General features: G+C 63.3%; 23 protein-coding genes and 2 riboswitches. Of the genes, 10 read left to right on the plus strand and 13 right to left on the minus strand.

The features are described 5' to 3' along the window. From AC0J5Z_RS18585 to AC0J5Z_RS18605, 5 genes are all read right to left on the minus strand, one after another. Positions 1–501 (minus strand): HNH endonuclease, encoded by a 501-nt coding sequence (locus AC0J5Z_RS18585; protein ID WP_024819811.1) that lies wholly within the window; start codon positions 499–501, stop codon positions 1–3. A gap of 547 nt (positions 502–1,048) precedes the next feature. Beyond that, entirely contained in the window at positions 1,049–1,846 is a 798-nt protein-coding gene (locus tag AC0J5Z_RS18590; RefSeq protein WP_475035271.1) for an NlpC/P60 family protein, read from the minus strand. Positions 1,847–1,947: 101 nt separating this feature from the next. After that, entirely contained in the window at positions 1,948–2,694 is a 747-nt protein-coding gene (locus tag AC0J5Z_RS18595) for a C40 family peptidase (RefSeq protein WP_475035273.1), read from the minus strand. 4 nt (positions 2,695–2,698) lie between these two features. Beyond that, positions 2,699–2,860: riboswitch (cyclic di-AMP (ydaO/yuaA leader) on the minus strand. 147 nt (positions 2,861–3,007) lie between these two features. Then, complete coding sequence (locus AC0J5Z_RS18600; RefSeq protein ID WP_475035275.1) at positions 3,008–3,844, minus strand: M23 family metallopeptidase; 837 nt, start codon at positions 3,842–3,844, stop codon at positions 3,008–3,010. A 4-nt stretch (positions 3,845–3,848) separates the two neighbouring features. Then, positions 3,849–4,060, minus strand: a riboswitch (cyclic di-AMP (ydaO/yuaA leader). A 213-nt stretch (positions 4,061–4,273) separates the two neighbouring features. After that, positions 4,274–4,969 carry an iron-dependent transcriptional repressor DtxR gene (locus AC0J5Z_RS18605; protein ID WP_475035277.1) on the minus strand — a complete coding sequence of 232 codons (696 nt, stop codon included), beginning with the start codon at positions 4,967–4,969 and terminating at the stop codon, positions 4,274–4,276. Positions 4,970–5,262: 293 nt separating this feature from the next. Here AC0J5Z_RS18605 and serC point away from each other — a divergent pair, with 293 nt between their 5' ends. Then, positions 5,263–6,393: a phosphoserine transaminase gene (gene serC / locus AC0J5Z_RS18610; RefSeq protein ID WP_475035279.1), complete on the plus strand. Its 1,131-nt coding sequence runs from the start codon at positions 5,263–5,265 to the stop codon at positions 6,391–6,393. Between the two features lie 66 nt (positions 6,394–6,459). Here serC and AC0J5Z_RS18615 read toward each other — a convergent pair whose 3' ends face one another. The 3 genes from AC0J5Z_RS18615 to AC0J5Z_RS18625 are packed head-to-tail and all read right to left on the minus strand — an operon-like array spanning position 6,460 to position 8,793. Then, on the minus strand, positions 6,460–7,767 hold the full coding sequence (locus tag AC0J5Z_RS18615) for an MFS transporter (protein ID WP_475035281.1): 1,308 nt from the start codon (positions 7,765–7,767) through the stop codon (positions 6,460–6,462). A gap of 43 nt (positions 7,768–7,810) precedes the next feature. After that, positions 7,811–8,401: a DUF3027 domain-containing protein gene (locus tag AC0J5Z_RS18620; RefSeq protein WP_475035284.1), complete on the minus strand. Its 591-nt coding sequence runs from the start codon at positions 8,399–8,401 to the stop codon at positions 7,811–7,813. Positions 8,402–8,409: 8 nt separating this feature from the next. Next, positions 8,410–8,793 carry a cold-shock protein gene (locus tag AC0J5Z_RS18625; protein WP_011773749.1) on the minus strand — a complete coding sequence of 128 codons (384 nt, stop codon included), beginning with the start codon at positions 8,791–8,793 and terminating at the stop codon, positions 8,410–8,412. 226 nt (positions 8,794–9,019) lie between these two features. On the opposite strand from AC0J5Z_RS18625, the gene AC0J5Z_RS18630 reads away from it, so the two are divergent. From AC0J5Z_RS18630 to AC0J5Z_RS18650, 5 genes are all read left to right on the plus strand, one after another. Next, the gene (locus tag AC0J5Z_RS18630; protein WP_475035286.1) at positions 9,020–9,235 is read left to right on the plus strand and encodes a hypothetical protein; all 216 of its coding nucleotides are present in this window, start codon (positions 9,020–9,022) and stop codon (positions 9,233–9,235) included. 53 nt (positions 9,236–9,288) lie between these two features. Further along, positions 9,289–11,754: a helicase-associated domain-containing protein gene (locus AC0J5Z_RS18635; RefSeq protein ID WP_475035288.1), complete on the plus strand. Its 2,466-nt coding sequence runs from the start codon at positions 9,289–9,291 to the stop codon at positions 11,752–11,754. 13 nt (positions 11,755–11,767) lie between these two features. Continuing rightward, a complete protein-coding gene (locus AC0J5Z_RS18640; RefSeq protein WP_475035292.1) occupies positions 11,768–13,426 on the plus strand; it encodes a DNA repair helicase XPB in 1,659 nt (552 codons plus the stop codon). A gap of 212 nt (positions 13,427–13,638) precedes the next feature. After that, positions 13,639–14,112: a hypothetical protein gene (locus tag AC0J5Z_RS18645; protein ID WP_475035295.1), complete on the plus strand. Its 474-nt coding sequence runs from the start codon at positions 13,639–13,641 to the stop codon at positions 14,110–14,112. Between the two features lie 12 nt (positions 14,113–14,124). After that, a complete protein-coding gene (locus AC0J5Z_RS18650; protein WP_475035299.1) occupies positions 14,125–16,224 on the plus strand; it encodes a multicopper oxidase family protein in 2,100 nt (699 codons plus the stop codon). Positions 16,225–16,253: 29 nt separating this feature from the next. Here AC0J5Z_RS18650 and AC0J5Z_RS18655 read toward each other — a convergent pair whose 3' ends face one another. Then, entirely contained in the window at positions 16,254–16,475 is a 222-nt protein-coding gene (locus AC0J5Z_RS18655) for a hypothetical protein (RefSeq protein ID WP_475035302.1), read from the minus strand. Positions 16,476–16,544: 69 nt separating this feature from the next. Further along, a complete protein-coding gene (locus AC0J5Z_RS18660; RefSeq protein ID WP_475035304.1) occupies positions 16,545–17,486 on the minus strand; it encodes a LysR family transcriptional regulator ArgP in 942 nt (313 codons plus the stop codon). A 68-nt stretch (positions 17,487–17,554) separates the two neighbouring features. Between AC0J5Z_RS18660 and AC0J5Z_RS18665 the strand changes: the two genes are divergently transcribed. From AC0J5Z_RS18665 to AC0J5Z_RS18680, 4 genes are all read left to right on the plus strand, one after another. Continuing rightward, the gene (locus AC0J5Z_RS18665) at positions 17,555–18,190 is read left to right on the plus strand and encodes a LysE/ArgO family amino acid transporter (RefSeq protein WP_475035307.1); all 636 of its coding nucleotides are present in this window, start codon (positions 17,555–17,557) and stop codon (positions 18,188–18,190) included. A gap of 89 nt (positions 18,191–18,279) precedes the next feature. After that, positions 18,280–18,990 (plus strand): response regulator transcription factor, encoded by a 711-nt coding sequence (locus AC0J5Z_RS18670; RefSeq protein WP_024819794.1) that lies wholly within the window; start codon positions 18,280–18,282, stop codon positions 18,988–18,990. Positions 18,991–18,993: 3 nt separating this feature from the next. Beyond that, positions 18,994–20,490 (plus strand): sensor histidine kinase, encoded by a 1,497-nt coding sequence (locus tag AC0J5Z_RS18675; protein ID WP_475035310.1) that lies wholly within the window; start codon positions 18,994–18,996, stop codon positions 20,488–20,490. A 104-nt stretch (positions 20,491–20,594) separates the two neighbouring features. After that, positions 20,595–20,885: a WXG100 family type VII secretion target gene (locus AC0J5Z_RS18680; RefSeq protein ID WP_475035314.1), complete on the plus strand. Its 291-nt coding sequence runs from the start codon at positions 20,595–20,597 to the stop codon at positions 20,883–20,885. 102 nt (positions 20,886–20,987) lie between these two features. On the opposite strand, the gene AC0J5Z_RS18685 is transcribed toward AC0J5Z_RS18680, so the two are convergent. From AC0J5Z_RS18685 to AC0J5Z_RS18695, 3 genes are all read right to left on the minus strand, one after another. Continuing rightward, complete coding sequence (locus tag AC0J5Z_RS18685) at positions 20,988–22,049, minus strand: RNase H family protein (RefSeq protein WP_475035316.1); 1,062 nt, start codon at positions 22,047–22,049, stop codon at positions 20,988–20,990. A gap of 222 nt (positions 22,050–22,271) precedes the next feature. Further along, positions 22,272–23,897, minus strand: a complete 1,626-nt coding sequence (gene groL, locus AC0J5Z_RS18690; RefSeq protein ID WP_089593895.1) for a chaperonin GroEL — start codon at positions 23,895–23,897, stop codon at positions 22,272–22,274. Between the two features lie 325 nt (positions 23,898–24,222). Continuing rightward, positions 24,223–24,426: a cold-shock protein gene (locus AC0J5Z_RS18695; protein ID WP_011773737.1), complete on the minus strand. Its 204-nt coding sequence runs from the start codon at positions 24,424–24,426 to the stop codon at positions 24,223–24,225. Positions 24,427–24,526 lie beyond the last annotated feature (100 nt).

The following is a 24,526-nucleotide window of genomic DNA, read 5'->3' on the forward strand; positions in this document are numbered from 1 at the left end:
TCAGGCAGCGGATTCCGGCAACAGGAACGGGTCCCAGTCCGGCGCAGGTTTCTCGAGTTCCTTGATCTGCCACATGGTTCCCTGGGGCACGCCGGGCGTGAAACGGAGTTTCCAACCCATTTCTGCCAGCGTGTGGTCGCTCTTGGCGTTATTGCATTTCAAGCACGCCGCAACCAGGTTTTCCCAGGAATCCGCGCCGCCCCTGGATTTGGGGTGGACGTGGTCTATGGTGTGCGCTGTTTTCCCGCAGTAGGCGCAGCGATGGCCGTCGCGGCGAAGGACCCCGCGGCGACTCACGGCGGTAATCCTGTTGTACCGGGGACGGATATAGCGGTTGAGGAGGATCACGGAAGGTCTTCCGAGAATCTCCTGTGGCCCGACGACAGGCTCGTCGCCTTCGGCCACTACGCTAGCTTTCCCAGTCAGCACAAGGACCAGCGCCCGGCGGAATGTTATTACCGCCAGCGGTTCATATCCAGCATTCAGAACGAGTGTGCGCATGCACGTACCTCTTCACGGCCGCACCCGTCAGGGGCACGAGGGCCGGCTGCCCTCTGCATGTACGGGCTGTGGATCGACAACACAAGGGTAAGCACTTATATGCCGTATCAACGAATTTTTCTGTCGTTTCGCGTGCGGTGTCGGCAAGAGTTCATGCGCGGTTAAGGGATGTGGCGGAAATCGGGGCCCCTCTGCGTGTCGCCACCACCTACTTTGAGGGGCAGATCTGGACCGACACACCTTGTTCGCCGCGTGTCGGAAGGCTTTCAGAACCAAAGTGGGTGGCGGCCGCCCGCTTCCACGAGCCAACCACCCGCCAACGTCCGACGGCGGCACCCACCCGAACGCCGTCGTCGAACCCATAGAGCCGCCTCACCTGCTACCGCGACTGACGCCACTCACATTCTCTGGTGCCAACCACACGGGCCGGCGACGCTCGGATGTGGGTGTCGCCAGGCAATTGGTGTGGCGTGGACGAATACGGGTAGCAGTTAAAGCAGAACACCCCGCCGGCCGAAGCCTGCGGGGTGTTCTTGCGCGATGTGGATCAGCCGTTGACGCGGATGAAAACCGGGCCGGAGCCGACGTTGGCGCTGAAAAGTGCCGTGGTGGATCCGTTCCATCCACCGTGCACTGCCTGGCCGTTGCCGACGTAGACAGCGATGTGGGCCTGTCCAGCCAAACCACCGTTGGCGTAGTAGGCGAGGTCGCCGGGCTGGGCTTCTGCTGCACTGACGGTGCGGCCCAGGGAGAGATAGCCGGCGGGCCAGTCGTGGAAGTTGATGCCCACGGCAGCCAGGGAGTTGGTCACCAGCATGGTGCAGTCCTGGGTCACGCCGAGCTGGGCGTAAGCAGCTGCAGCGATTGCTGCGCCGAGGCCGCTGGAAGCCGCCGGGGCTGCCGGAGCGGGGGTTGCGCTGCTGACGGCAACGGTCGCGTTGGCTGCCGGAGCGGCGTTGGCGGTAACCGCCGTTGCCGCTTTGGATTCAACCTTGGCTTCAACCTTGGCCGGAGCTTCTTCCACCACCACGGGAGCCGGGGCTTCCACCGTGGTGACCACGGGGCGCTCGTAGGAGATTGCCACAGTGGAGTCCGCGGCGATGGTGGCCTGGACTACCGACTGCACGTCCAGAGTGGACGTGGACGTGGAGTCACGATCCACGTTGGTGTCGGCAGCGTTGGCGGCGATGCCACTGGTCAGGACCAGGCCTGAAGCTGCGGCAATAACTGCTGCCTGGCGGCCCACGCCACCGGCGTTGTTGCTTACGGCCTTGGCGATGACGGCAAGCGAGCTGGTCTTAGGGGCCTCAGCGCGGTGCCGTGCAATCTTGTTTGCACTGGTCATGATTTTCTCTTTTCGTATCCGAGTGCAGTTGGGGGTGCACGCGGGTAGTGGGCTGGCCAGCATTGGGGGCATGCCGGCCGACCCCGAACCGGATTATTTCTCTAGCGGAGGGTGTAGAACGAGGAGGTGCCGGTGGACGCTACAGAGTGCAGCAGCGTTCCTTGACCGGGGTTCAAAGCGCTGATCATCATGCCGTTGCCGACGTAGATGCCCACGTGGGCTCCGCCGTTCTGCATGACGAGGTCGCCGGGAGCAGGACTGCTGGTGGGCGTCATGGCCGTCCAGGCGTTGACGCGGGGGATGCTGATGCCGGCCTGTGCATAGACCCACTGGGTAAAGCCTGAGCAATCCCAACCGTTGGGTGTGGTTCCGCCCCAAACGTAGGGCGAACCGATGCCGGTGTAAGCAATGGCGGCAAGACCGGAGGCAGCGGCACTGGAAGCCGAATCCTTGGCCTTGGAGGACTTTGCGGAGACTGCTTCGGCGGTTTCTTCGCTGGTGGTGGCCGCTGCACGCTCGGTAACCCGCGCTGCGCGCTGGACTACCTTGGGGGCTGCCTTGGTAGCCACGGTGGGGCTCTCGAAGGAAACGGTTGCTGTTGGCGCTGCGGTGACCACTGCAGTAACAACCAGCTGTTGGGTGCTGGAGGCTTCCGACTTGGAAACGTCGGCGTCTGCTGCTTGTGCCGGTACGCCCACTGTGAGGACGAGGCCTGAGGCTGCTGCCAGGACGGCGGCCTGGCGGCCCACGGTTCCTGCGTTGGATGAAACAGCCTTGGAAAGAGTGTTCAACGGGTTCGTACGAACCGTTTGGGCGCGATGGCGCGCAGGGGTAGTGCGTGATGACACGTAGGTAGCCTCTCCCAATGCCTGCGAGGTGAGCTGTCGGATTCGGATGGGAGTCATCCGGCGGCGCTGCTTCCAAGGAAGCTTTGCGACTTAACCCCAAGGCCTTCTTTCGAAGACCAGAAGTGGTTCCCCCGCCCCTGCCAGACGATTTATGCGAACGGACCTTGAGTGGTGGCAGAGCTAGGCAATCCACTCAAGTGCACCGGCCCCCTAAAAAGCCGATGCGCTCTGTACGCTACAACAGTTGAACGCGAATGTCACATTCAGGTCACGGGGCGTCCCGCGAATGCGAGAGGCAACCATCAACTGGCTTTTAGAGCCAGCCCATGGGGTCTACCACTTCACCGTTGACCTGGACCTCAAAGTGGAGGTGGCAGCCGGTGGAAGCGCCCGTGGTGCCGCTCAGGGCGACGGTATCGCCGCGGTTGACGGTCTGGCCAACCTTGACGGTGAAGGACGAAAGGTGGTTGTACGTGGTCTCGAGGCCGTTGCCGTGGTCCACGACCACGCGGTTGCCTCCGCCGTATTCGTGCCATCCGGCGAAAGTGACCTTGCCGGTGGCTGCCGCGTGCACAGCCGTGCCGCACTGCGCAACGAAGTCCTGGCCGCGGTGGAAATCACCGGCACCACCCGTGAGGGGGCTGATGCGGTAACCAAAAGGGGATGCCGTGGTGAGCGTGTCAAGGGGGCTGGCCATGGTGCCGACGGATGAGGCACGCTGGATGCTCCCGGCCGACTGCGCACTGAGCAACTGCTTCAGCTTCCCGTCGGGGTCGGCTGCAGTAGCCACGGCGGCTCGGCTGAAGTCAATCTTGGCGGACGCGGCGGCGGAGACCTCGGGCTGGCTGCCGGCAGGGGCGGCTACGGCGAGGGCAGACTCAGTCTGGCCTGATTCCGAGGTTGCCATGACGGGACTTGTGGCAGGCAGGCCGACAGTCAAGGCAAGTCCGGTGGCGGCAAGCGCAACACCAGCCTTCTGCCCGACGCCGCTGGCAGCGGCGAAATCGGCAACCTGGCGCAACGGGCTCTTACGGCGGCGCACCTGACGCTCGGTGTCGCGAGGCCGGATCTCCGTTACGACGGTGGCTGGCCGCAGCTCAGCAGCGGGGCCGGACGCGCGGCGGCGGCCCCTGACGTTCTGCGATGTCAAACTCTGTTCCTCTCTCAAAAGCCTGCGAAGTTAGCTGTCGGATTCGGGTCAGAGAGTACAAAGACCCGGTCCGCACGAAGCGCTCACGGCACACAGGTATCCCAAGAGGGACATGTATACGTGGGCACTTCTGCTGCGGACTTCACCCCAAGGCTGCTTCTTTAGACAGCCGCTTGTGGTTCCCCCGCCTCTGCCAGTGGTGGGTAACACACCTGATCCGCTGGCAGAGCTCGGCTCCGGATCAGGTAACGCTTTGGTATCAGCGCTAGTAGATAACTATAGGGGATTAAGGCCTTCGGTAATAAATTCGTTATCAACAGGAACGGGCTGAGCGCAGTGGGCCCTTATCATCAATTCCGGAAAACCGCAGGTCACACGCGCGACGGAGGCGCCAAAGTGAGGTTTGACACGGTACCGGCGCAGCGTCTGTCAGCTGAGCGAGACGAAGACGTGCGCGGCAACTTCAGGAGGCAGTTCCAAGGCGCCTTCGATACCGGGGACCCTGACCGAGATGTACTCGCCGACGCGTTCCAGCGAGACGGTTGCGCCCGGACGGATTCCGCCTTCGTCCAACTGGGTAAGGAGTTCCGGCTCCACCTGTATGGGCTCCGCGAGGCGGCTGACCACCACACGGGAATCGGTAGCATAGCCGTCCATGGCCTGCATCAGGTTGACGTCGAGCCGTGGGAAGGGCTGGCTGGCAAGGCCACCAAGCGCTTCAAGTCCCGGGATCGGGTTGCCATACGGAGACTCCGTAGGGTGCTCCAGGAGCTCGTAGAGCCGGCGCTCCACGCGCTCACTCATGACATGCTCCCAGCGACACGCTTCATCGTGCACGTAGGCCCAGTCCAGCCCGATGACGTCGGCCAGGAGGCGCTCCGCGAGGCGGTGCTTGCGCATGACCTCGGTGGCACGCTTCCGTCCCACTTCAGTCAGTTCCAGGTGGCGGTCGTTGGACACAATCACCAGGCCATCGCGCTCCATGCGTCCAATGGTCTGGGAAACAGTGGGTCCGGAGTGGCGCAATCGCTCGGCGATGCGGGCCCGGAGAGCCACAATGTTTTCTTCTTCAAGCTCCAAAATGGTCCGAAGATACATCTCAGTGGTATCGATCAGATCCGTCATCCAGCTCAGCTCTCCTCGAACGCAGTTCCTTGCGTAATCTCCACCGTACCGCGTCCCTAGCAAGGGCGGACGGTGTGCACCGCCGCCCTATGAACGCCAACCACCAGCCTAGCTTATTTGGAATTACTCTGGATAATTCCGGTCGCATTTGGTTCGTCTGCATTCCACGTGGCGGACTATGACGGCCACAGGTTCCTGCGCCCGGGCCGGGTCAGGCAGAATTGGGGTGTCGAAGGGGCAGTTGATGCCCCCTGCCACGACCCACCTCTAGCCGATACCCATTGGAGCCCTACGTGAGCGACAACAGCATCACCATTCCCGCCGACCTGCTGCCCAAGGACGGACGCTTCGGCGCTGGACCGTCCAAGGTTCGCCCGGAACAGATCGAAGCGTTGTCTGCCGCATCGACCACCATCCTCGGCACCTCCCACCGTCAGGCTCCTGTCAAGAACCTGGTAGGTTCGGTCCGCGAAGGACTCAGCCAGTTCTTCCGCGCTCCTGAAGGCTATGAGGTTGTCCTCGGCGTCGGCGGCTCCACCGCGTTCTGGGACGTGGCTGCGTTTGGCCTGGTTGAGAAGAAGGCTCAGCACCTCTCATTCGGCGAGTTCGGCTCCAAGTTCGCTGCCGCCACCAACAAGGCACCGTTCCTCGACGCTTCCTCCATCATCAAGTCCGAACCCGGCACCCGCCCCGTGGCAGCGGCCGAAGCAGGTGTGGACGTCTACGCTTGGCCCCAGAATGAAACGTCAACGGGCGTGGCCGCTCCTGTAAAGCGCGTCCAAGGTGCCGAAGAAGGATCCCTCGTCCTGGTGGACGCTACCTCCGCAGCCGGCGGACTGGACGTAGACGTCGCCGAGTCGGACGTCTACTACTTCGCCCCCCAAAAGAACTTCGCCTCCGACGGTGGCCTCTGGCTGGGCCTCTTCTCTCCCGCCGCCCTGGAGCGCGCGGCACGGGTCAAGGCCAGCGGCCGCTGGATCCCTGACTTCCTGGACCTGCAGACCGCCATTGACAACTCCAAGCTGAACCAGACGTACAACACTCCCTCACTGTCCACCTTGGTGACCTTGGATGCCCAGGTGCAGTGGCTCAACAGCAACGGCGGCCTGGACTTCGCCAGCAAACGCACGGCAGACTCCGCCAACCGTATCTACTCCTGGGCCGAGGCCTCGGAGTACGCAACGCCTTTCGTCGCCAACGCCGACGACCGCTCCAAGGTCATTGCCACGATCGACTTCGACGACTCCATTGACGCCGCAGCCATTGCCAAGGTCCTGCGGGCCAACGGCGTGGTGGACACCGAGCCTTACCGGAAGCTCGGCCGCAACCAGTTGCGCATTGCCACGTTCGTCGCCATTGAGCCGGACGACGTTTCCGCCCTGCTCGCGAGCATTGACTTCGTGGTGGGCGAGCTGAAGAAGTAGCAACACGGGCCCTGGTCGGCGTCGTGCGGGTAGTCCCCGGACGACGCCGCCGCCGTTTAAGGCGCGCTACCCGCCCTGCTGGCTGGCGCCGTCGTCGTCCGTTTCCGGACGCGTAAGCAGCGACTCCACCCGGAAGTGCCGCAAACCGCGGGCCCGGCGGTCAAAGCGGAGCCGCAGCTGCTTCGCGCGGATGATCCACAGCAAACCCACGACGGCGGTGCTGACGCCGGCAACCGCTGCAACGCCCACGGCCCAGCGAGGGCCACCGACGTTGGCCACCAACCCCACCAACGGCGCACCGATGGGAGTGCCGCCCATGAAAATGGCCATATAGAGGGACATGACCCGCCCTCGCATGACGGCCTCCGTGGTGGATTGTACGTAGCCGTTGGCACTGGTGATCAGGATCAAGGCAAACAGGCCGCAGGGAACCAGGGCCAGCCCGAAGAGCACAGCGTTGGGGGCCAGCGCGGCCAGTGCGCTGGTTATGCCGAAGCCACCGGCTGCCCCGAAAATCAGCCTAAGGCGCGGCCGTCCGCGTCGGGCAGCCAACAGTGCACCCGTCACGGAACCGATGGCCATGACGGAGTTCAACGCTCCGAACGCACCCGCGTCCATCCCGAATTGGGTACCCACCATGGCGGCGATGAACAGGGGGAAGTTGAGCCCGAAAGTGCCCACGATGAAGATTGCCACCAGGACCACCTGGATATCCGGCCTGTTCCTGACGTAGCGCAAACCCTCCCGGATGCGGCCTTTACCCGCCGCCGCTCGGGGCTGGATGCGGAGCGACGATGCGGGAATGAGTTTGAGCGCCCAGAGCATGGCCACAAAGGACACTGTATTGATGAGGAACACCCAGCCGGGGCCTACCACCACCGTCAGCACGCCGGAGACCGCGGGCCCGATCATCCGGGCCACATTAAAAGAGGCGCTGTTGAGGGCCACTGCGTTAGGGAGGTAATCGTCGGTGACGAGTTCGGAGACGAAAGTTTGTCGGACCGGAGCGTCCAGGGCGGTCACGATTCCCAAGAGCAAGGCAAAGAGGTAGACATGCCAGAGTTCGGCGACCCCCAGCAGCACCAGGACGCCCAACCCCGTGCTGAGGAGGGCCATGGCCACCAGTGTGATGAGAAGTAGCTTCCGCCGGCTGTAACGGTCGGCCAGCAGCCCGGCCCACGGAGCGAGGAACAGCTGGGGACCGAGTTGGAGGGCCAAAGTAATGCCCATGGCACCGGCGTCGTGCGCTGTCAGGTGGTCAAAAACCAACCAGTCCTGCGCCGTACGCTGCATCCACGTGCCGATGTTGGAGATCAGCGCACCCAAGAACCAGATGCGGTAGTTGAGGATTCCGAGTGACCTAAAGGTGGACATCAGCGTCCGCCTTCGATGTGGTCACCCCGGGTTTCCGCAACGCTTATTCAGCCCCGGTTTCGTCGTCGTCCCCGGTTTCGTCGTCCGGGTTTTCAGGTTGGTCGGATTCAGCAGCCTCATCAGCCGGTTCAGTGGCCTCATCCTCGGCCGCCTGCACGGACTCTTCCGTGACTTCCTCCACGGTCTCTTCGACCAGCGGCGTCTCATCCTCGGGGCGGACGCGCTTGGCCCAGGGCACCCATTCGGGAGCCAGGATGGAATCCTCGGAGGGCAGCAAACCGAGCTCGCTCACAGTCACGATCTTGGAGCGCGAGTTACGGGTCACTACGGCATACCACTGCCAGCCGCCATAGCCGGCGAGCCGGGACTCGAACAGGTGGGTGACCACACGGTCGCCCTCCGACTTGGCGCCAAGGTGCGCCCCGACTTCGCCCGGGTTGGCTATGCCTTCAACTGCCTCACGTGCAGCATCGACGGCGGCAGCCAGGAACGCGTCCGGCTTGCCGGTGCGCCACACGGGCAAACCGGCGCGGGACTTGGCCGCGACGGGCTTCCGCGCGGGGGCGTCCCCGTTTCCAGGAGCCTGGGCAGCGTCAGGGCCGGCCTTGGTGTCCTGTGCGGATTCCGATGTCATGGCCGGTCCTAGGCTTCCAGCTCGTCGGCAACCTTGCGCAGTGCCATGCTGATGGCCTTGGCCTTGTTACCGTCGGGGTACTTGCCTGAAGACAAGGAACCGGAGAGGTTGTCCAGCACGGTGACCAGGTCCTGCACCATCGGTGCAAGGTCCCTGGCGTTCATGCGCTTGGCCTTGGCAATGGATGGCGTCTTCTCCAAAACACGCAGTCCCAGTGCCTGTGCCCCGCGGCGGCCGTCAGCCACACCGAATTCCACACGGGTTCCGGCTTTAAGCTCCGTTACGCCCGCGGGCAGGGACGTCTTGGGCAGGAACACTTCCTGGCCGTCTTCAGCCGCGAGGAATCCGAAGCCTTTTTCCTTGTCATACCACTTGACCTTGCCGGTAGGCACGTAATCAACCTTCTTCGTTCTTGCTTTGGGAGACACGTCGGGCCAATCACCGCATCCGCAGGGATCTGCGGGATCGAGGGTGACAGCCCGGTCCGTGTTGGTCTGTTCCTTCAAGGTTATCCTGCCGGACCCCCTATTCCCGCTTTGCCGCAATCACACAAGACAAGAGCAGGGCCAGAGCAGCATCGATGACTCGCCTTCGTACGCTGCTGCTAGCGTTGTGCGCATGACTTCCCCGGGTTACCGCCGCCCCATCATGATCGTCGCCGCCGTCATTGCCATCATCTCCCTGGCCGCCGTTGGCACGGTCATGGCTGTCGCGTTCAACGGGGGCGTGCCACCGGTATGGGTGACGTGGATTGCCCTTTACGGACTGCCCGTGGCCTTCATGCTCGCGGTGCTCCTGGTACTTGACGCTGTCCGCCAACGCCGCCGGCAGTAACCTCTGGCCCCGCCGACAGGCACTAGGGGCCCCGGGGCGGTAACGTTGGATTGATGTCCCTAATACGCGCGCTCAGCAAGGAACTGGAAGCGCGCAGCGACAATTCGCTGCGGGCCTTGTTTGCCGCGCGACCGGACCTGATCTCCCCCATGGCTCCGGACTTCCCGGCTTTGGCTGCGAGGGCAAGCGCCCGGGTCAGTGTCCAACGGGCCTTGGAGCGGTTGAACAAGCCCGAGATGCAGGTCCTGGAAACGCTGCACCTGTGCACCAATGCCGATACCGGCCACAGTATTTCCGCGGCCGGGCTGAAGAAGGTCATCGCCGGTTCCACACTTTCGGCACTGGACCCCATCCTGGCCAAATTGCAGGAACTGGCGCTGGTACACAGGGCAGATCCACCTGCCGGTTCTCCGGCAACTTCATCCCGTCAGCGCTTCTACCTCCCCGTGGGCAGCCTCAAGGATGTCATCGGCATCTACCCGGCGGGCCTCGGCCGGAGCTACACCGAACTTGTACGGCTCCAACCGGCCTTTGCCCAGCGGGTGGTGCAGCTGGTGGCCGAGCTCCACCAAAGCGGTGCGGGTATCCATCCCGCCAGCACTCCGATGGATGCAGCCCTTGCGCTCCAGCGCTGGACGTCCACTCCCGAGAACCTGCGCGCCATACTGGCCACGGCACCGGACCGGACCGTGGGCTTGTTGGACAAATTCGGGAGTTGGGCCATGGGCGCAGTACCGCAGGCACAGCGGCGCGCGTCCGTCACCCACGAGAGTCACGACGTCGGGCCTATCGATTGGCTATTGGCGCGCGGTTTGTTGGTCCCCTTGGACGCCGGCCACGTTGAACTGCCCCACAGTGTGGGACTTGCCCTGCGTGGTGGTGCAATCGTGGATGATTTCACGCTGGCTCCGCCTGTTCCCGAGCTCGGCCATACAAGTGCTGCCCTGCGACGCAACGCGGCGATGGGTGCCATCGCGGAAATCCTGCGACTGACTGCTGAGCTGTTGTTCGCAGTCCGGGACCAACCTCTGGCTACCCTCCGGAGCGGCGGTGTGGGCGTGCGCGAGCTACGGCGTCTGGCGGAGTCCATCCGTTTGGGCGTCCATGAGACGGCCGTCCTCCTGGAGTTGTGCGCGATGGCCGGACTGCTCCGTCTGGACGTGGACAGCTCAACGTGGGTACAGCCGCCGTCGCTGGAATGGCTCAACTTGCCCCGGCAGGAACAGTGGCTTTGGCTGGTCAATGCTTGGCTGGCCAGTGAGCGAGCACCTTCCCTGGTGGGGCAACCCCTTGCCGGTCCGTCGTCGTCGGCCGCCCATCAAGGCGCGGCAGGTACAACCATCAACGCTCTGTCCGCGGAGGCGCAACGGCCCGACGCCCCGGTGGTCCGCCGCCGGGTCCTGGAAATCCTGAATGAGCTCACCGTGGAGGCCTCGGCGCCGGATGGGAAGGCGCCCGTTTTGGATGCCAGAGCCGTGCTGCAACGGGCCGAGTGGGCGCAGCCGCGGATGTCCCGCCGGTTCAGCTCCCTGGTCCGAGGCATCCTTGAGGAAGCCACTCTCCTGGGCCTGATGGGATCCGGCGCGTTGACGCAGTTGGGTTCGGCCATAGCTGGCGGCCAGCCGGAAGAAGCCATGACCATCCTCGGCGAGCACTTGCCGGCTGCCGTGAACCACATCCTGTTGCAGGCCGATCTCACGGCTGTTGCGCCCGGCTACCTCGCCCCGGAACTCAGTGAGACCCTGCTGTTAATGGCTGACGCCGAAGGCCAAGGTCCGGCGTCGATCTACCGGTTCTCGGCCGCTACCGTCCGGAGGGCGCTCGACGCCGGACAGGATGCGGAATCGCTGTTGGCGTTCCTCCGTGAGCATTCGGCCACGGACGTGCCCCAACCGTTGGAGTACCTTGTCCAGGACACAGCTTCCCGGCATGGCCGCCTTCGTATCGGCACGAGCGCCAGCTACATCCAGAGCGACGACGAATCTGCCATCTCCGATCTTTTGCGCGAGGCCCGGACCTCCGCCTTGAGCTTGGTACGCATCGCTCCCACAGTGCTGACTTCCTCCGCCAGTCCGCGTGAAACTGCCCGTGTCCTTCGGGAGCTGGGACTCTCGCCCGCCGTGCAGGAGGCCGAACCCGCCGTCGTGCGTTTCAAGCGGACCACAGCGGTGCCGGGCAGCGTGCGGCCCGTCTACACGGCGCCCCGAACGGCTCCGCCGGACGACGACGTCGAAGCACAGCTTTCGGTCCTGCGGCAACACCGTGCGGTCCCGGCCGAAGCGACGGGCGAGGCGTCCACCCAGCTCGGCTTGGAGACGCTGCAAACGGCCATCCGGCTCAAACAGGCGGTCACCATGAACGTGGTGGACAGCCTGGGGAATGCCAACACTGAAACTGTTGTTCCTGTATCCGTCTCCGGCGGACGCGTCAGGGTGTTCGATCCCGCAAAGGACACCGAGCGGGTGTTGTCCATCCACCGGATCATCGATGTGGAACCCGCAGGAGAACTGCGTTCATGAAGAGGAATAAACAGTGACCGACGGTCCGCTGATCGTACAAAGTGACAAGACCATCCTGTTGGAGGTCGACCATGAGCTCGCTACCGAGGCACGGCATGCCATCGCCGCCTTCGCGGAGCTGGAGCGGGCCCCGGAACATATGCACAGTTACAGGCTGACGCCGCTGGGTCTCTGGAACGCCCGGGCTGCAGGGCTGGATGCGGAGCAGGTGCTGGATACGCTGCTGAAGTACTCCCGCTTCCCGGTGCCGCATGCCCTGTTGATCGACGTGGAAGAGACCATGTCCCGCTATGGCCGGCTCCGGCTTGAGAAGGACCCCCAGCACGGACTGGTGATGCGGACCGATGACTACCCGGTGCTGGAGGAAGTCATCCGTGCCAAGAAGATCGCTCCCCTGCTGGGGCCGCGCATCGATGGCGAAACCGTGGTGGTGCACTCCTCCCAGCGTGGACAGTTGAAGCAACTGCTCCTCAAGTTGGGCTGGCCCGCTGAAGACCTGGCCGGCTACGTCGACGGGCAACCGCACCTCATCATGCTGGACGAAAGCGGCTGGCAACTGCGCCCGTACCAGAAACTGGCCACGGAGAACTTCTGGGCGGGCGGCAGCGGCGTCGTCGTGCTTCCCTGTGGTGCGGGAAAAACTCTAGTGGGTGCCGCAGCGATGGCGACGTCCTCCACAACCACGCTGATCCTGGTCACCAACACCGTCTCTGCGCGGCAGTGGAAGGACGAGCTCCTGAAGCGCACTTCCCTGACCGCAGACGAGATCGGCGAATACTCCGGCGCCGTCAAGGAAGTCCGGCCCGTCACCATCGCCACTTATCAGGTCCTGACCACCAAGCGCGGCGGGCTCTACCCTCACCTGGAACTCGTGGACGGGCGCGACTGGGGCCTCATCATTTATGACGAGGTCCACCTGCTTCCCGCCCCGATCTTCCGGATGACCGCGGATCTGCAGGCGAGGCGTCGGCTCGGCCTCACGGCAACATTGGTTCGGGAAGACGGCCGGGAAGGTGAGGTCTTCAGCCTGATCGGGCCCAAACGGTACGACGCACCATGGAAGGACATTGAGGCGCAGGGTTACATCGCGCCCGCCGATTGTGTTGAAGTCCGGGTGGACCTCCCCCGCGACGAACGGGTGGCCTATGCCATGGCCGAGGACGCTGACAAATACCGGCTCTGCGCCACCTCCGAGACCAAGACCAAATTGGTGGAAGAGCTCGTGGCAGTCCATAAGGGCGAGCAGCTGCTGGTGATCGGCCAGTACATCGACCAGCTGGACGAGATCGCCGAACGGTTGGACGCTCCCCTGATCAAAGGCGAAACCACCGTTAAGGCGCGGCAGAAGCTCTTTGATGCGTTCCGCAAGGGTGAGATCCATACCTTGGTGGTGTCCAAGGTAGCCAACTTCTCCATCGACCTCCCTGAAGCGTCAGTCGCCATCCAGGTCTCAGGTTCCTTCGGCTCACGGCAGGAAGAGGCCCAGCGCTTGGGACGCCTCCTGCGTCCCAAGCAGGACGGCCGCGCAGCCCGGTTCTACTCCTTGGTAGCGCGGGACACGCTCGACCAGGATTTCGCTGCCAAACGCCAACGATTCCTGGCCGAGCAGGGCTACGCCTACCGCATTATGGATGCCAAGGATGTGGGCAAGGACGCCGGTCAGGCCCAGTAGCCCGGTAGGGACTTGGGGCAATAAAAGTCAGCCCCTTGCCATTCATCTCCAGCAACTTTACGATTCCAAGTGAAGCTCTCCGCCCTTTTCGGTTGCCCCTGGTCCAGGCAACCCGGCGGCCAGCCGTCGGCGGTGGGGGAAGCCCGCAGCCAGGGAGCCGACGGTTCGAAGGCCTTGAAGAATCTGTGAATTGATAACCAGAGGATTCCCCCATGCGTAAGACCCTGTTGGTCCTGTCGGCGATCGTCCTGCTCTCTGCCCTTGCCCAGTTGTTCTTTGCCGGTTACTTCCACTTCCAGAACACCATCGAAGCCCAGCGCGAAGCGGGCGTCTACCACGCAGTCAACGGCCAATATGTGCTGCGCTACGGGGCATTGCTGGCAGCGATCGTAGCGGCGATTGCCAAGGTTGGATCCCGTACCATCTGGTTGGCTGCAGGCATCTTCCTGCTGACCTGGCTACAGCTGTTCATCTTCATCATCGGCGGCATGTTGACTGGTTCCTCGCCGGAGTTCATCACTCCAGCCGGCTCGTGGGTGGTCTCCATCCACCCGATCGTGGGCGTGCTGATGATTTTCATGTCCTACTGGCTGTTCAAGCGCGCACGCTCGGCTGCTCTCAACCCACAACCGCTGCCACCCAAGGCTGCGTCCTCGGATGCTTCCACATCGTCCAGCACAGCGTGAGCACCTGCAGTTGTGAGCATCCCGCAGCTGCTGGCGGTGGACCTGGTGCTGTCCGTCCTTGCGGCCGGCGCGTGGATTGCCGCCGCTTGGATGACCGCGTCCTTGAGGGACGCGTCCCGCCGGATTGACCTGGCATTTCTGTTGTTGGGTGCAGCCGTCGCAGTGACGGTGGCACGGTATGCATTGCTTCCTGCTTTGGTGGCGGGCAGTTGGTGGTTTGCCAGCGAACGCATAATCATCAACGTGCCCCTGACCGCCATTCCCGCGGCTTGGGCCGCGATGGCCGGTGTTCCGTTCTTGCTGAGGAGGCGGAACACCGGCTCCAAACCCGTGCGGAGTGGCGAGGGGCGTCCGGGACGATCCCGATATGGGGCAGTGCTGGCCATGGTGGCAGCTGCTGCGTCCGCTGTGGCGTCACTGGCCCTGACGTTCATCCTGGGGCCATTCCCGGCTCCCTGGGCCCTTGTCGTGCTGCTGTTCATGGTGGCCGCGACCGTGCTGATCGCCAAGCTCGCACTGTTTTCGCCACGACCTTCGTCGAAACGCGGTACGCAGTCAAGCACGGCTGTTCGGGCACGCCGCGGAGGCGGCGCCTCACCCGCCAGCATGCGTCCGACGGCGGCTACCGCGGTTGCCGGACTCATGATCTGTACCGCTTTGGGCTCGGGAGTCTTTGCCTGGCTTGGGAGCCGCTCGGCCGACGGCGCGACGATCGCTGCCGCCGTCGCGCATCACGGCGGTGCCGACGTCGTTGAGACGGATCCGACGCCGGTCAACAGCCTGGTAGGCGAAACCCCCGCCAACGCTGTGGTCCGGCACTACGAACTGACTGCCCGTGTGGAACAAGTAGTGCTGCCATCCGGGCAAACCACGGAGGCGTGGACTTACGGCAGCCTTCCAGGTCCAGCCTTGGAAGCCCAACTGGGCGAAGTGATGGAGGTGGTGCTGACCAACCGTGATGTGACTGCCGGCGTGACCCTTCATTGGCACGGTTACGACGTTCCCAACGCCATGGATGGTGTGGCCGGGGCGACACAGGACGCCGTCATGCCCGGGGAATCCATGACCTATCGCTTTCTTGCCGCCCAGGCAGGCACCTACTGGTACCACACGCATCAAGATTCAGCCGAAGGGGTCCGCAAGGGCCTCTACGGCACGTTCGTTGTGCACCACCCTACTTCGCCCCGTGCCGACACGGACGTTGTGGTGGCCGGGCACGACCTCAGCGGTCTGGGGTTGCTGGGCTCCTCAGACCGTGCCACCGTGCATACTGCTGCCCCTGGCTCAATCGTGCGGGTCCGGCTCATCAACACCGATTCCGTGCAGCAGCGATACCTCATCCAGGGCACGGCCTTCAAAGCCGTTGCGGTTGATGGAACCGAGGTGAACCAGCCGCAGGAGGTGACCCACAAACTGGTGCGGCTTGGCGCCGGCGGCCGGGTGGACATCGCCTTCACCATGCCTGCCACTCCGGTGACCGTGCGCTCCGACGCCGCGGCCAGCGCCGTCGTCGTCGTTGCCCCGCCCGGTTCACCTGCCGCCGCCCCTTCTAAATCCGCCGATCTTGAGGAAGTTCCGGAAAAGGCACCAGCAGGCGTTTTCGTCACCATGCCCGTGCTGGACCTTTTGGAGTATGGCAAGCCCCTGGTCGCGAAGGCAGCAGGGCCCGTTCCCCCGATCACCCGCGAAGAGGTGATGGTGCTGGACCGGCAGTTCCGTTTTGTTGACGGAATTCCCCGGTACGCCTTCACTGTGAACGGGGCAGCTTATCCGCTGGTTCCGTCCATCGAGGTAGCCGAGGGCGACACCGTGAAGCTGACGGTAGTGAATCGGACCTCCGAGCCTCATCCCATGCATCCCCACGGGCATCACGTGCAAGTACTGAGCAGGAATGGCGTAGCTCCAAGTGGGTCACCGCTCATCCTGGACACCGTGGATGTGTTGCCAGGCGAAGTGTGGGAGTTGCTGCTTCACGCCAACAATCCCGGCATCTGGATGGACCACTGCCACAACTTGGACCATGCAGCAGAAGGGATGATGATGCTGCTGAAGTACCAGGGCGTGTCATCGCCGTTCGTACATGGCGGCCCGTCCCATAACCGGCCGGAGTGAACCGGCCTACGGCAAGTGCGGCTTGCGACTCAGGCAACCATCCGGCTGGTGCCAGCGATCTTGACGTGGTCCACCACAGCCCAGCCGTCCTCGTCGCGGAGTTGGGCGCTGGCGAACCGTTCGGCTGCGGCCAGGTCCTCAAAATCCTCTCGCCGGATGCGGCCGGAATCGGTGTCCAGGTACGTCACGTGGAACTCGACGTCACTGTCACGGTGCTGGTGGATGCTTGCGGGAGCTGCTGTGTTTGCCATGTTTTAAGTGTGGAGCGAGGCACTGACATTTTTAGAAGCATCCTTGGGCGTGTTCGGATTTCAAGGGACTCAGGGCTTCCGAAGATACTGCGCTGAAACGTCCCGGACGGTTTCACTGAGCACGTCCAGCACCCATGATGCCGTCCGCCACCGTTGCCAGTAGAGCGGCACATCGAAGGGCCGATCGGAGGCTAGCTCGATCAGCCGGCCGTCCGCGATGTCCGGCCCGCATTGGACTTCCGGGATCAACCCCCAGCCGAGGCCCAAACGGATCGCGTCGCCGAAGTCCTGGGAAGCCGGTACGTAATGGCGCGGTCCTTTCCGTTCCGGAAGCGGCTCACCCTCAGCCTTGAATGTCGACTGCACAAAGGCCCACTGGTACGTGTCCTTGCGGTCGAAGTCCACGGTGGTGACGGCATTGAGTGCGGCCCCGGTCAAGCCCCTTCCCGAGTCCAGCCCCTCCCACAATTCCGGGAACCAACGGTCCACAAAGTGCGGGGCCGCAACCGCGCGGTACCGCATGACCCCAAGGCTCTCTACGCGGCACCCCTGGACCGGCTCGGGTGTGGCCGTGACGGCGGCCATGACCGTGCCGGAACGCAGCAACGACGTGGAGTGTTGTTCGTCGTCGCGGTGAAGGTCGAAGGTGACGTTGAGGTCTCCGGGGACCTGGGCCAGCGCTTGCAGGAACCACACCGCCAACGAATCCGCGTTGACCACGATCGGCACGGCCAGTCGGGCTCCATCGGCGCCCAGGCCAAGTTCCCGCCCGGCATCGGCTTCCAGTTGCGCCAGCTGCCTGGCGAGGCGCAGCACAACTTCGCCTGCCTCAGTGGCTACAACAGGGTTGCTGCGTTGCAGCAAGACCCTGCCCGCGGACTGTTCGAGTGCCTTAAGCCGTTGGGAGACCGCCGACGGCGTGATGTGAAGCAGGCGCGCAGCAGCATCCAGCGTGCCCTCGGAGAGGACGGTGGCGAAGGTGAGGAGCTGCTCGGAGGGAAATTTCGGCATAAGAGAATCTTATGCCGTGTGAGAATCTTTAGCTGGTCTTAATATCCCCACGAACGTAATTTCGAAGGGTGAACTTTACTGATTTCTTCCACTCCGCAGGCCTCGGCATGGCCACCGGACTCGCCCTCATCGTCGCCATCGGAGCCCAGAACGCTTTCGTGCTCCGCCAGGGGATCCGCGGCGAGCACATCGTCCCCATCGTTGCGGTATGCGCATTGTCCGACGCCGTCCTTATCGCTGCCGGAGTCTTTGGCACCGGCGCCCTAATTACGGCCGCTCCGGCCGCCGTCGTCGTTCTTCGCTATGTGGGGGCAGCCTTCCTGGTGGCGTACGGCCTCATGGCCGCCCGCAGGGCGCTACGTCCGAAGTCGCTCACAACCACGGGGGGACCAGCCAACGACGGTGGCGCGAAGCGCGGTCTCGCGGCTGCGGTCAGCACCGTTCTGGCCCTGACATGGCTCAACCCGCACGTCTATCTGGACATAGCCCTTCTTGGCTCCATAGCCAGCGCTCAAGGAGCTCAGCTGCAATGGTGGTTCGGCGCCGGGGCCATGCTGGGCAGCATCGTATGGTTCTCTTCGCTGGGTTTCGGTGCGCGATTCCTCCGGGGCTTCTTCGCCCGGCCTCTGTCCTGGCGATTCCTGGATGGCGGGATCGCTGTGACCATGGTGGCGCTGGGAACGGGGTTGGTGCTGGGGGCTTGAACCCGGGCACCTCAACTGACCGCAGCCACGCAGTCCGCTCACATGCAGCATCCAGTGAACTCCCAGATTCTGGGAGCATCATGGATGTCATGAAAAAGAACGGTCCCGAAGCCAAGCTTCTCGTTGTCGACGACGAGCCCAACATCCGCGAGCTGCTGTCCACGTCGCTGCGTTTTGCAGGCTTCGAGGTGGTCGCTGCCGCCAATGGTCGCGAAGCCCTCGCTGCGGCCGATCTCCACTCCCCGGACCTGGCAGTCCTCGACGTCATGTTGCCGGACATGGACGGCTTCACTGTGACCCGGCGCCTCCGCGCTGCCGGCAAGCACTTCCCCGTCCTGTTCCTCACGGCGAAGGACGATACCGAGGACAAAGTCACCGGCCTCACCGTCGGTGGCGACGACTACGTCACCAAACCCTTCAGCCTGGACGAAGTGGTGGCGCGCATCCGGGCCGTGCTTCGCCGCACGCAGCCGCTGGAGGACGACGATGCCGTGATCCGCGTGGACGATCTTGAACTCGACGACGACGCCCACGAGGTCCGCCGCGGTGGCACCGTCATCGAGCTGTCCCCCACCGAGTTCAAGCTCCTGCGCTACCTCATGCTGAATCCCAACCGTGTGCTGTCCAAGGCCCAGATCCTGGACCACGTCTGGGAGTACGACTTCAACGGCGACGCTTCGATCGTGGAGTCCTACATCTCCTACCTGCGACGAAAAGTGGACATCGATCCGGATGCCGCGGCCCTCATTCAGACCAAGCGCGGCGTAGGCTACGTGCTGCGAACGGCAGAGAAGCGCTGACCCTTGCTGCTTCGCTGGAAATCGGCGTCCCTGAGGTCGCAGCTCGTCGCCATCATCATGGGCCTGCTCCTGCTTGCCCTGGCGGCCACAGGCGCGGGAACGCTGACGCTCGTCAAGAGCTACCTGCAGGGCCAGGTAGACGACAAACTCAAGGCCGCCGTCGCCTTGGCGCAGGATCAGCAGTCCTTTGACAGGCTGGCCCAGCCCAACCCGGCGACTGATGCGCCCGCCCAGCCGAACCCGGAGACTCCCACCGAATCCGCCGTGCCCACAGACTACTCGCTGACGTTGTACGTGCCAGGCTTCGCGCCTTATCCCTACGCGGGCAGCCAAAGTGATCGTCCTGCGATCGCCAACATCACCGCAGCTGAAGCCAAACTCCGCGGCAACTCCCCCTTCCAGGTCAAGGGCACTGCCGGTACCAACTGGCGTGTGGTGGCCATTGGTGTCAGATCCGATGGTGGCCAAAACGGCGTAGTAATCATCGGGCTGCCGCTCACGCCGGTGGACAAAGTGATGGAGCACGCTGTCCTGGTAGTTGTAGGCGTCGGCCTATTGACGCTCGTGTTGGCGTTCTTCATCGCCACCTGGACTGTTGCCCGCTCCTTCCGTCCCCTCGCCAAGGTGGAAAAGACAGCTGCGGCCATCGCGGCCGGTGACCTGTCCCGCCGCGTGGAAGTGGACAATCCCCACACCGAGGTTGGCCGCCTGGGCGGTTCCCTTAATGCCATGCTTGCCCACATCGAGGCTTCCTTTGCTGCCCGCGCCGCTTCCGAAGGGCGCATGCGCCGCTTCGCAGCGGACGCCTCCCACGAGCTTCGAACCCCCTTGGTGACCATCCGCGGCTTCTCTGAGCTATACCGTCACGGGGCCTTGGCCACCAAGGAGGATGTGGCGATGGCGATGGGCCGGATCGAAAGCGAAGCCAAGCGCATGGGCTCCATGGTGGAAGACCTATTGATGCTGGCCCGCCTTGATGAACAGCGCCCGCTTCAGCTCAAGCCCGTGGACCTGCAGCTCCTAGCACACGATGCCGTGGTGGACACCAAGGCCTCATCCGGAGACCGGAGTATCACGCTCACCGGGCTCGACGGCGCCGCCCCCACTGCCGCGCCGGTCCAAGGTGACGAAGCCAAACTTCGGCAGGTCATCGGGAACCTCGTGGGAAATGCGCTGCGGTACACCCCCGAGGGAAGCCCCATAGAACTGGCCGTCGGTGTTCGAAACACCCCCAGCGGTTCAGTTTCCGTCATCGAAATCCGCGATCACGGGCCGGGCATTCCGGAGTCTGAAACCAACAAGATCTTCGAGCGCTTCTACCGTGCGGACACCTCGCGGACCCGCGAGACGGGCGGAAGCGGCCTCGGTCTCGCGATTGTTGCCGCGATCGTCGGTTCCCATGGCGGTACGGTCCAAGTGGCGGAGACCGACGGCGGCGGTGCCACTTTGGTGGTCAGCCTTCCGTTCCACGAGGAATCGGCTGAGCTGTTGTCCACATAGCGACGAACGCCTGTTCTTCGGTTGCGGGAGGCTGCCTAGGCTCGATGCTGTGGCCATGCATCCCGCCGCGAACTGCGGAACATCTTCGTCGAAAGGCATCACCCATGAGCGTCATCTCCGTCGATACCGAATTGCTCCAGCTCAAATCGGCCAACGTCAAAGGAACTGTTGATCGCATCAGTTCTGATGTCCAGACCATGAGACGGGGTTTGGAGGAACTTGAGGCAACGTGGCGGGGAACGGCTGCCACGAATTTCCAGGCGCTTGTCTTGGAGTGGTCACTGACCCAGAGCAAGGTTGAGGCCTCGTTGGCGTCCATCAACGTGGCTTTGTCTTCAGCTGCCACAAGCTATTTGGAAGTGGAGCAGGGCAACACCCAGCGCTTCGCGTACTAGCGGCCGCGTCCCCTGCCGTTCCTCTCCCATGAACTCCTGCGGGGCTGGCTGTCTTCCCCCTGTGCAGCCGCCTCGCAGGTCATGAGGAACTAGTCTCCGGGCTTAGTTCTCGACGGTTCCTTGGTGGAACCGCAGCCGCCATTGACCGCGGTCCAGCATCCAGACAGAACTGCGGAGCGCTGAGCCCGTGTGTGCGAAGCTGCGGTAATTGAGCAAGATGGTGTTGTCGCTGAGCCGGTCTGCGCTGAGCAGTTCGAGTTCGGTCGGTTCGCCGGGGTCCTCTTCCAGCGCCATCATCATGGCGTCCCGTGTCCAAAACCTGCCCGAGCTGCCGATCTCCGCGAAGTCCGGGTGGAGCAGCACGCCGATCCTTCCGACGTCCGCCCTGACGTCAGGCTTGAGCAGTTCCCGCTCCAACGCCAGGACTGTGTCCTCAGCGGAGGGTTGCTGCGCGGAGGCGTCATCGTCGAGTTCGCTGAAGAGATCGGCCTGGCCAAAGATGCCGGACTCGCCAAAGAGCGCCGGCTCAAAATGAGGACGGGAACTGCGGTCAACCTTAGGCTGTCCGGAACCAGCACTTGCCGAGGAGACGCAGGCGGCAGCGCTTGCAGGGACCGGCTCAGAAGAATGGGGTTGTGCCCGTGACTCCGCCGGCTGCTGAGACCGGTCCTGCTCCTGGCTCCGTCCCTGTTCCTGTGCACCTGGGAACCCGGGGCCAGCCCGGTGCGCTACCCCCTGCTGGTAGGCCGTAGCAACGGCCCGCGCCCGCTCATCTGCGGCTTCGTTGAGGTCATGACCAGCGTGGCCCTTGACCCATTCGAAGGTATATTTGCGGCCAACGATCGCTTGGTCGATGTCCTTGAGAAGGTCCACGTTCAGCACGGGCTTGCCGTCGGCCTTCCGCCAGCCCTTCCGCTTCCAACCCGGCATCCACTTGGTGATGCAGTTGATGACGTATTGGCTGTCGCAAAGGATCAGCAGCTCTTCTTGTGGCACGTGGGCCGTCGACCGGAACAGGTCAAGAACGGCCATTAATTCGCCCTGGTTGTTGGTACCGTGCGGCCAACCTCCCGCTCGCCAACAGGAGTCATCAACGTACCAGGCCCAACCGGCCGGCCCAGGATTACCGAGGGCGGACCCATCGGCGGCAGCAATAATCGTCATGAGGTTAATCCTGCCAGACCCCACCGACACTGAAACCGTGATAGTACCCAACTGAGTCGCAGTACAGCTCGTTATGAGGGCTCAAAACGGCCTCATCTGCTACCTACTTGGGTACGCAGCCCTGTTGTCCAACCTTGACGAGGGAACAAAACGGCGGCCCCCACCAAAATGGTGAGGACCGCCGTCGTTTGCTCTGAAGCGTGACGCTACAGCTTAGGAGGCTTAGAAGCCGCCCATGCCGCCCATGTCGTCGCCGCCGGCAGCCGGAGCGTTCTTCTCAGGCTTGTCGGCAACTACAGCCTCGGTGGTCAGGAAGAGACCAGCGATGGAAGCAGCGTTCTGGAGAGCCGAGCGGGTGACCTTTACGGGGTCGTTGACGCCGGCAGCCAGCAGGTCTTCGTAGACACCCGTGGCAGCGTTCAGGCCGTGGCCGGAAGGCAGGCCGCGAACCTTGTCCACCACAACGCCCGGCTCGAGGCCGGCGTTGAAGGCGATCTGCTTCAGCGGTGCGTCGATAGCAACCTTGACGATGTTGGCACCGGTTGCCTCGTCACCCTGGAGGGTGAGGTTGGCGAATGCCTTGGCGCCGGCCTGGATGAGGGCAACGCCACCACCGGCAACGATGCCTTCTTCAACGGCAGCCTTTGCGTTGCGGACTGCGTCCTCAATGCGGTGCTTTCGTTCCTTGAGCTCAACTTCGGTTGCGGCACCGGCCTTGATGACTGCAACGCCGCCGGCCAGTTTGGCCAGACGTTCCTGCAGCTTCTCGCGGTCGTAGTCGGAGTCGGAGTTCTCGATCTCGGCGCGGATCTGGGCCACGCGGCCTGCGATCTGCTCGGCGTCGCCGGCGCCTTCAACGATGGTGGTCTCGTCCTTGGTGACAACAACCTTGCGGGCGGTGCCGAGGAGTTCCAGGCCAGCGTTTTCGAGCTTGAGGCCAACCTCTTCGGAGATGACCTGGCCACCGGTAAGGATGGCGATGTCGGCGAGCTGTGCCTTGCGGCGGTCACCGAAGCCCGGAGCCTTGACGGCAACGGACTTGAAGGTGCCACGGATCTTGTTGACGATCAGGGTGGCCAGGGCCTCGCCCTCGATGTCTTCAGCGATGATCAGCAGCGGCTTGTTCGACTGCATGACCTTCTCCAGAACCGTGACGAGTTCCTTCACGTTGGAGATCTTGGAGTTCACGATCAGGATGTACGGGTCCTCGAGGACCGTTTCCTGGCGCTCAGCGTCGGTGACGAAGTAAGCGGAGATGTAACCCTTGTCGAAGCGCATGCCTTCGGTGAGTTCGAGCTCCAGGCCGAAGGTGTTGGATTCCTCGACCGTGATGACGCCTTCCTTGCCCACCTTGTCCAGGGCTTCGGCGATCAGGCTGCCGATTTCCGGGTCGCCGGCGGAGATGGAAGCCGTAGCTGCGATCTCTTCCTTGGTTTCGATTTCCTTGGCGGAGGCCAGGAGTTCGCTGATGACTGCTTCAACAGCCTTCTCGATACCGCGCTTGAGGGACAGCGGGTCGGCGCCGGCGGCAACGTTGCGCAGGCCTTCCTTCACCAGTGCCTGGGCGAGAACCGTTGCAGTGGTAGTACCGTCGCCAGCGACGTCATCCGTCTTCTTGGCAACTTCCTTGACCAGTTCTGCACCGATCTTCTCGTAGGGGTCGTCCAGCTCGATCTCCTTGGCGATGGAAACGCCATCGTTGGTGATCGTGGGGGCGCCCCACTTCTTTTCGAGGACGACGTTGCGTCCACGCGGGCCGAGGGTGACCTTGACGGCGTCTGCGAGGATGTTCAGGCCCCGCTCGAGGCCGCGGCGTGCCTCTTCATCAAATGCAATGATCTTGGCCATAACGGCGGTAGTCCTTTCGGGACAGTCGTTAAGAAGGTACCTGTCAGATGGGGTGCCCGCGACGGACGGTCCTTTGCTCGCGGCCTCTGTATGCCCCGCGCTCCGGACCTCACCCCACCAAGGTGTTTCTTGATCCTCCGCCGATCCGCCAGCTTGTCCGCCGCCGGGGTTAACCGGGCCGGACTTAGCAGTCGAACCGTAGGAGTGCTAAATCAATAATTAGCACTCGACCGGGGAGAGTGCAAGCAGAGATGCCACTTTGCTCTATAAACAAAGGGGTTTCAGCCGTGGGCTGACGGGAATGAGCGTGGAGGTCGCATTCGAACTACGCGACGCGAACGCCTTCGGCCTGCGGACCTTTCTGACCCTCCCCTAATTCGAACTCAACCCGCTGGCCTTCTTCGAGGGCGCGGAACCCATCCATCTGGATGGCGGACCAGTGCACAAAGACGTCGTCGCCGGATTCATCCACAGTGATGAAGCCGTAGCCTTTTTCGGCGTTGAACCATTTGACGGTTCCCAAAGCCATGATGCCCACACTTTCGCAGTAGCAAGACCGGTTGCCGGGATCTCCGTACCGGAATTAATCCACTGTAACCACTGTCACTAGCACCGCGCTGCCATGGAGG

The organism is Paenarthrobacter sp. TRD_SC_7 (assembly GCF_056156245.1).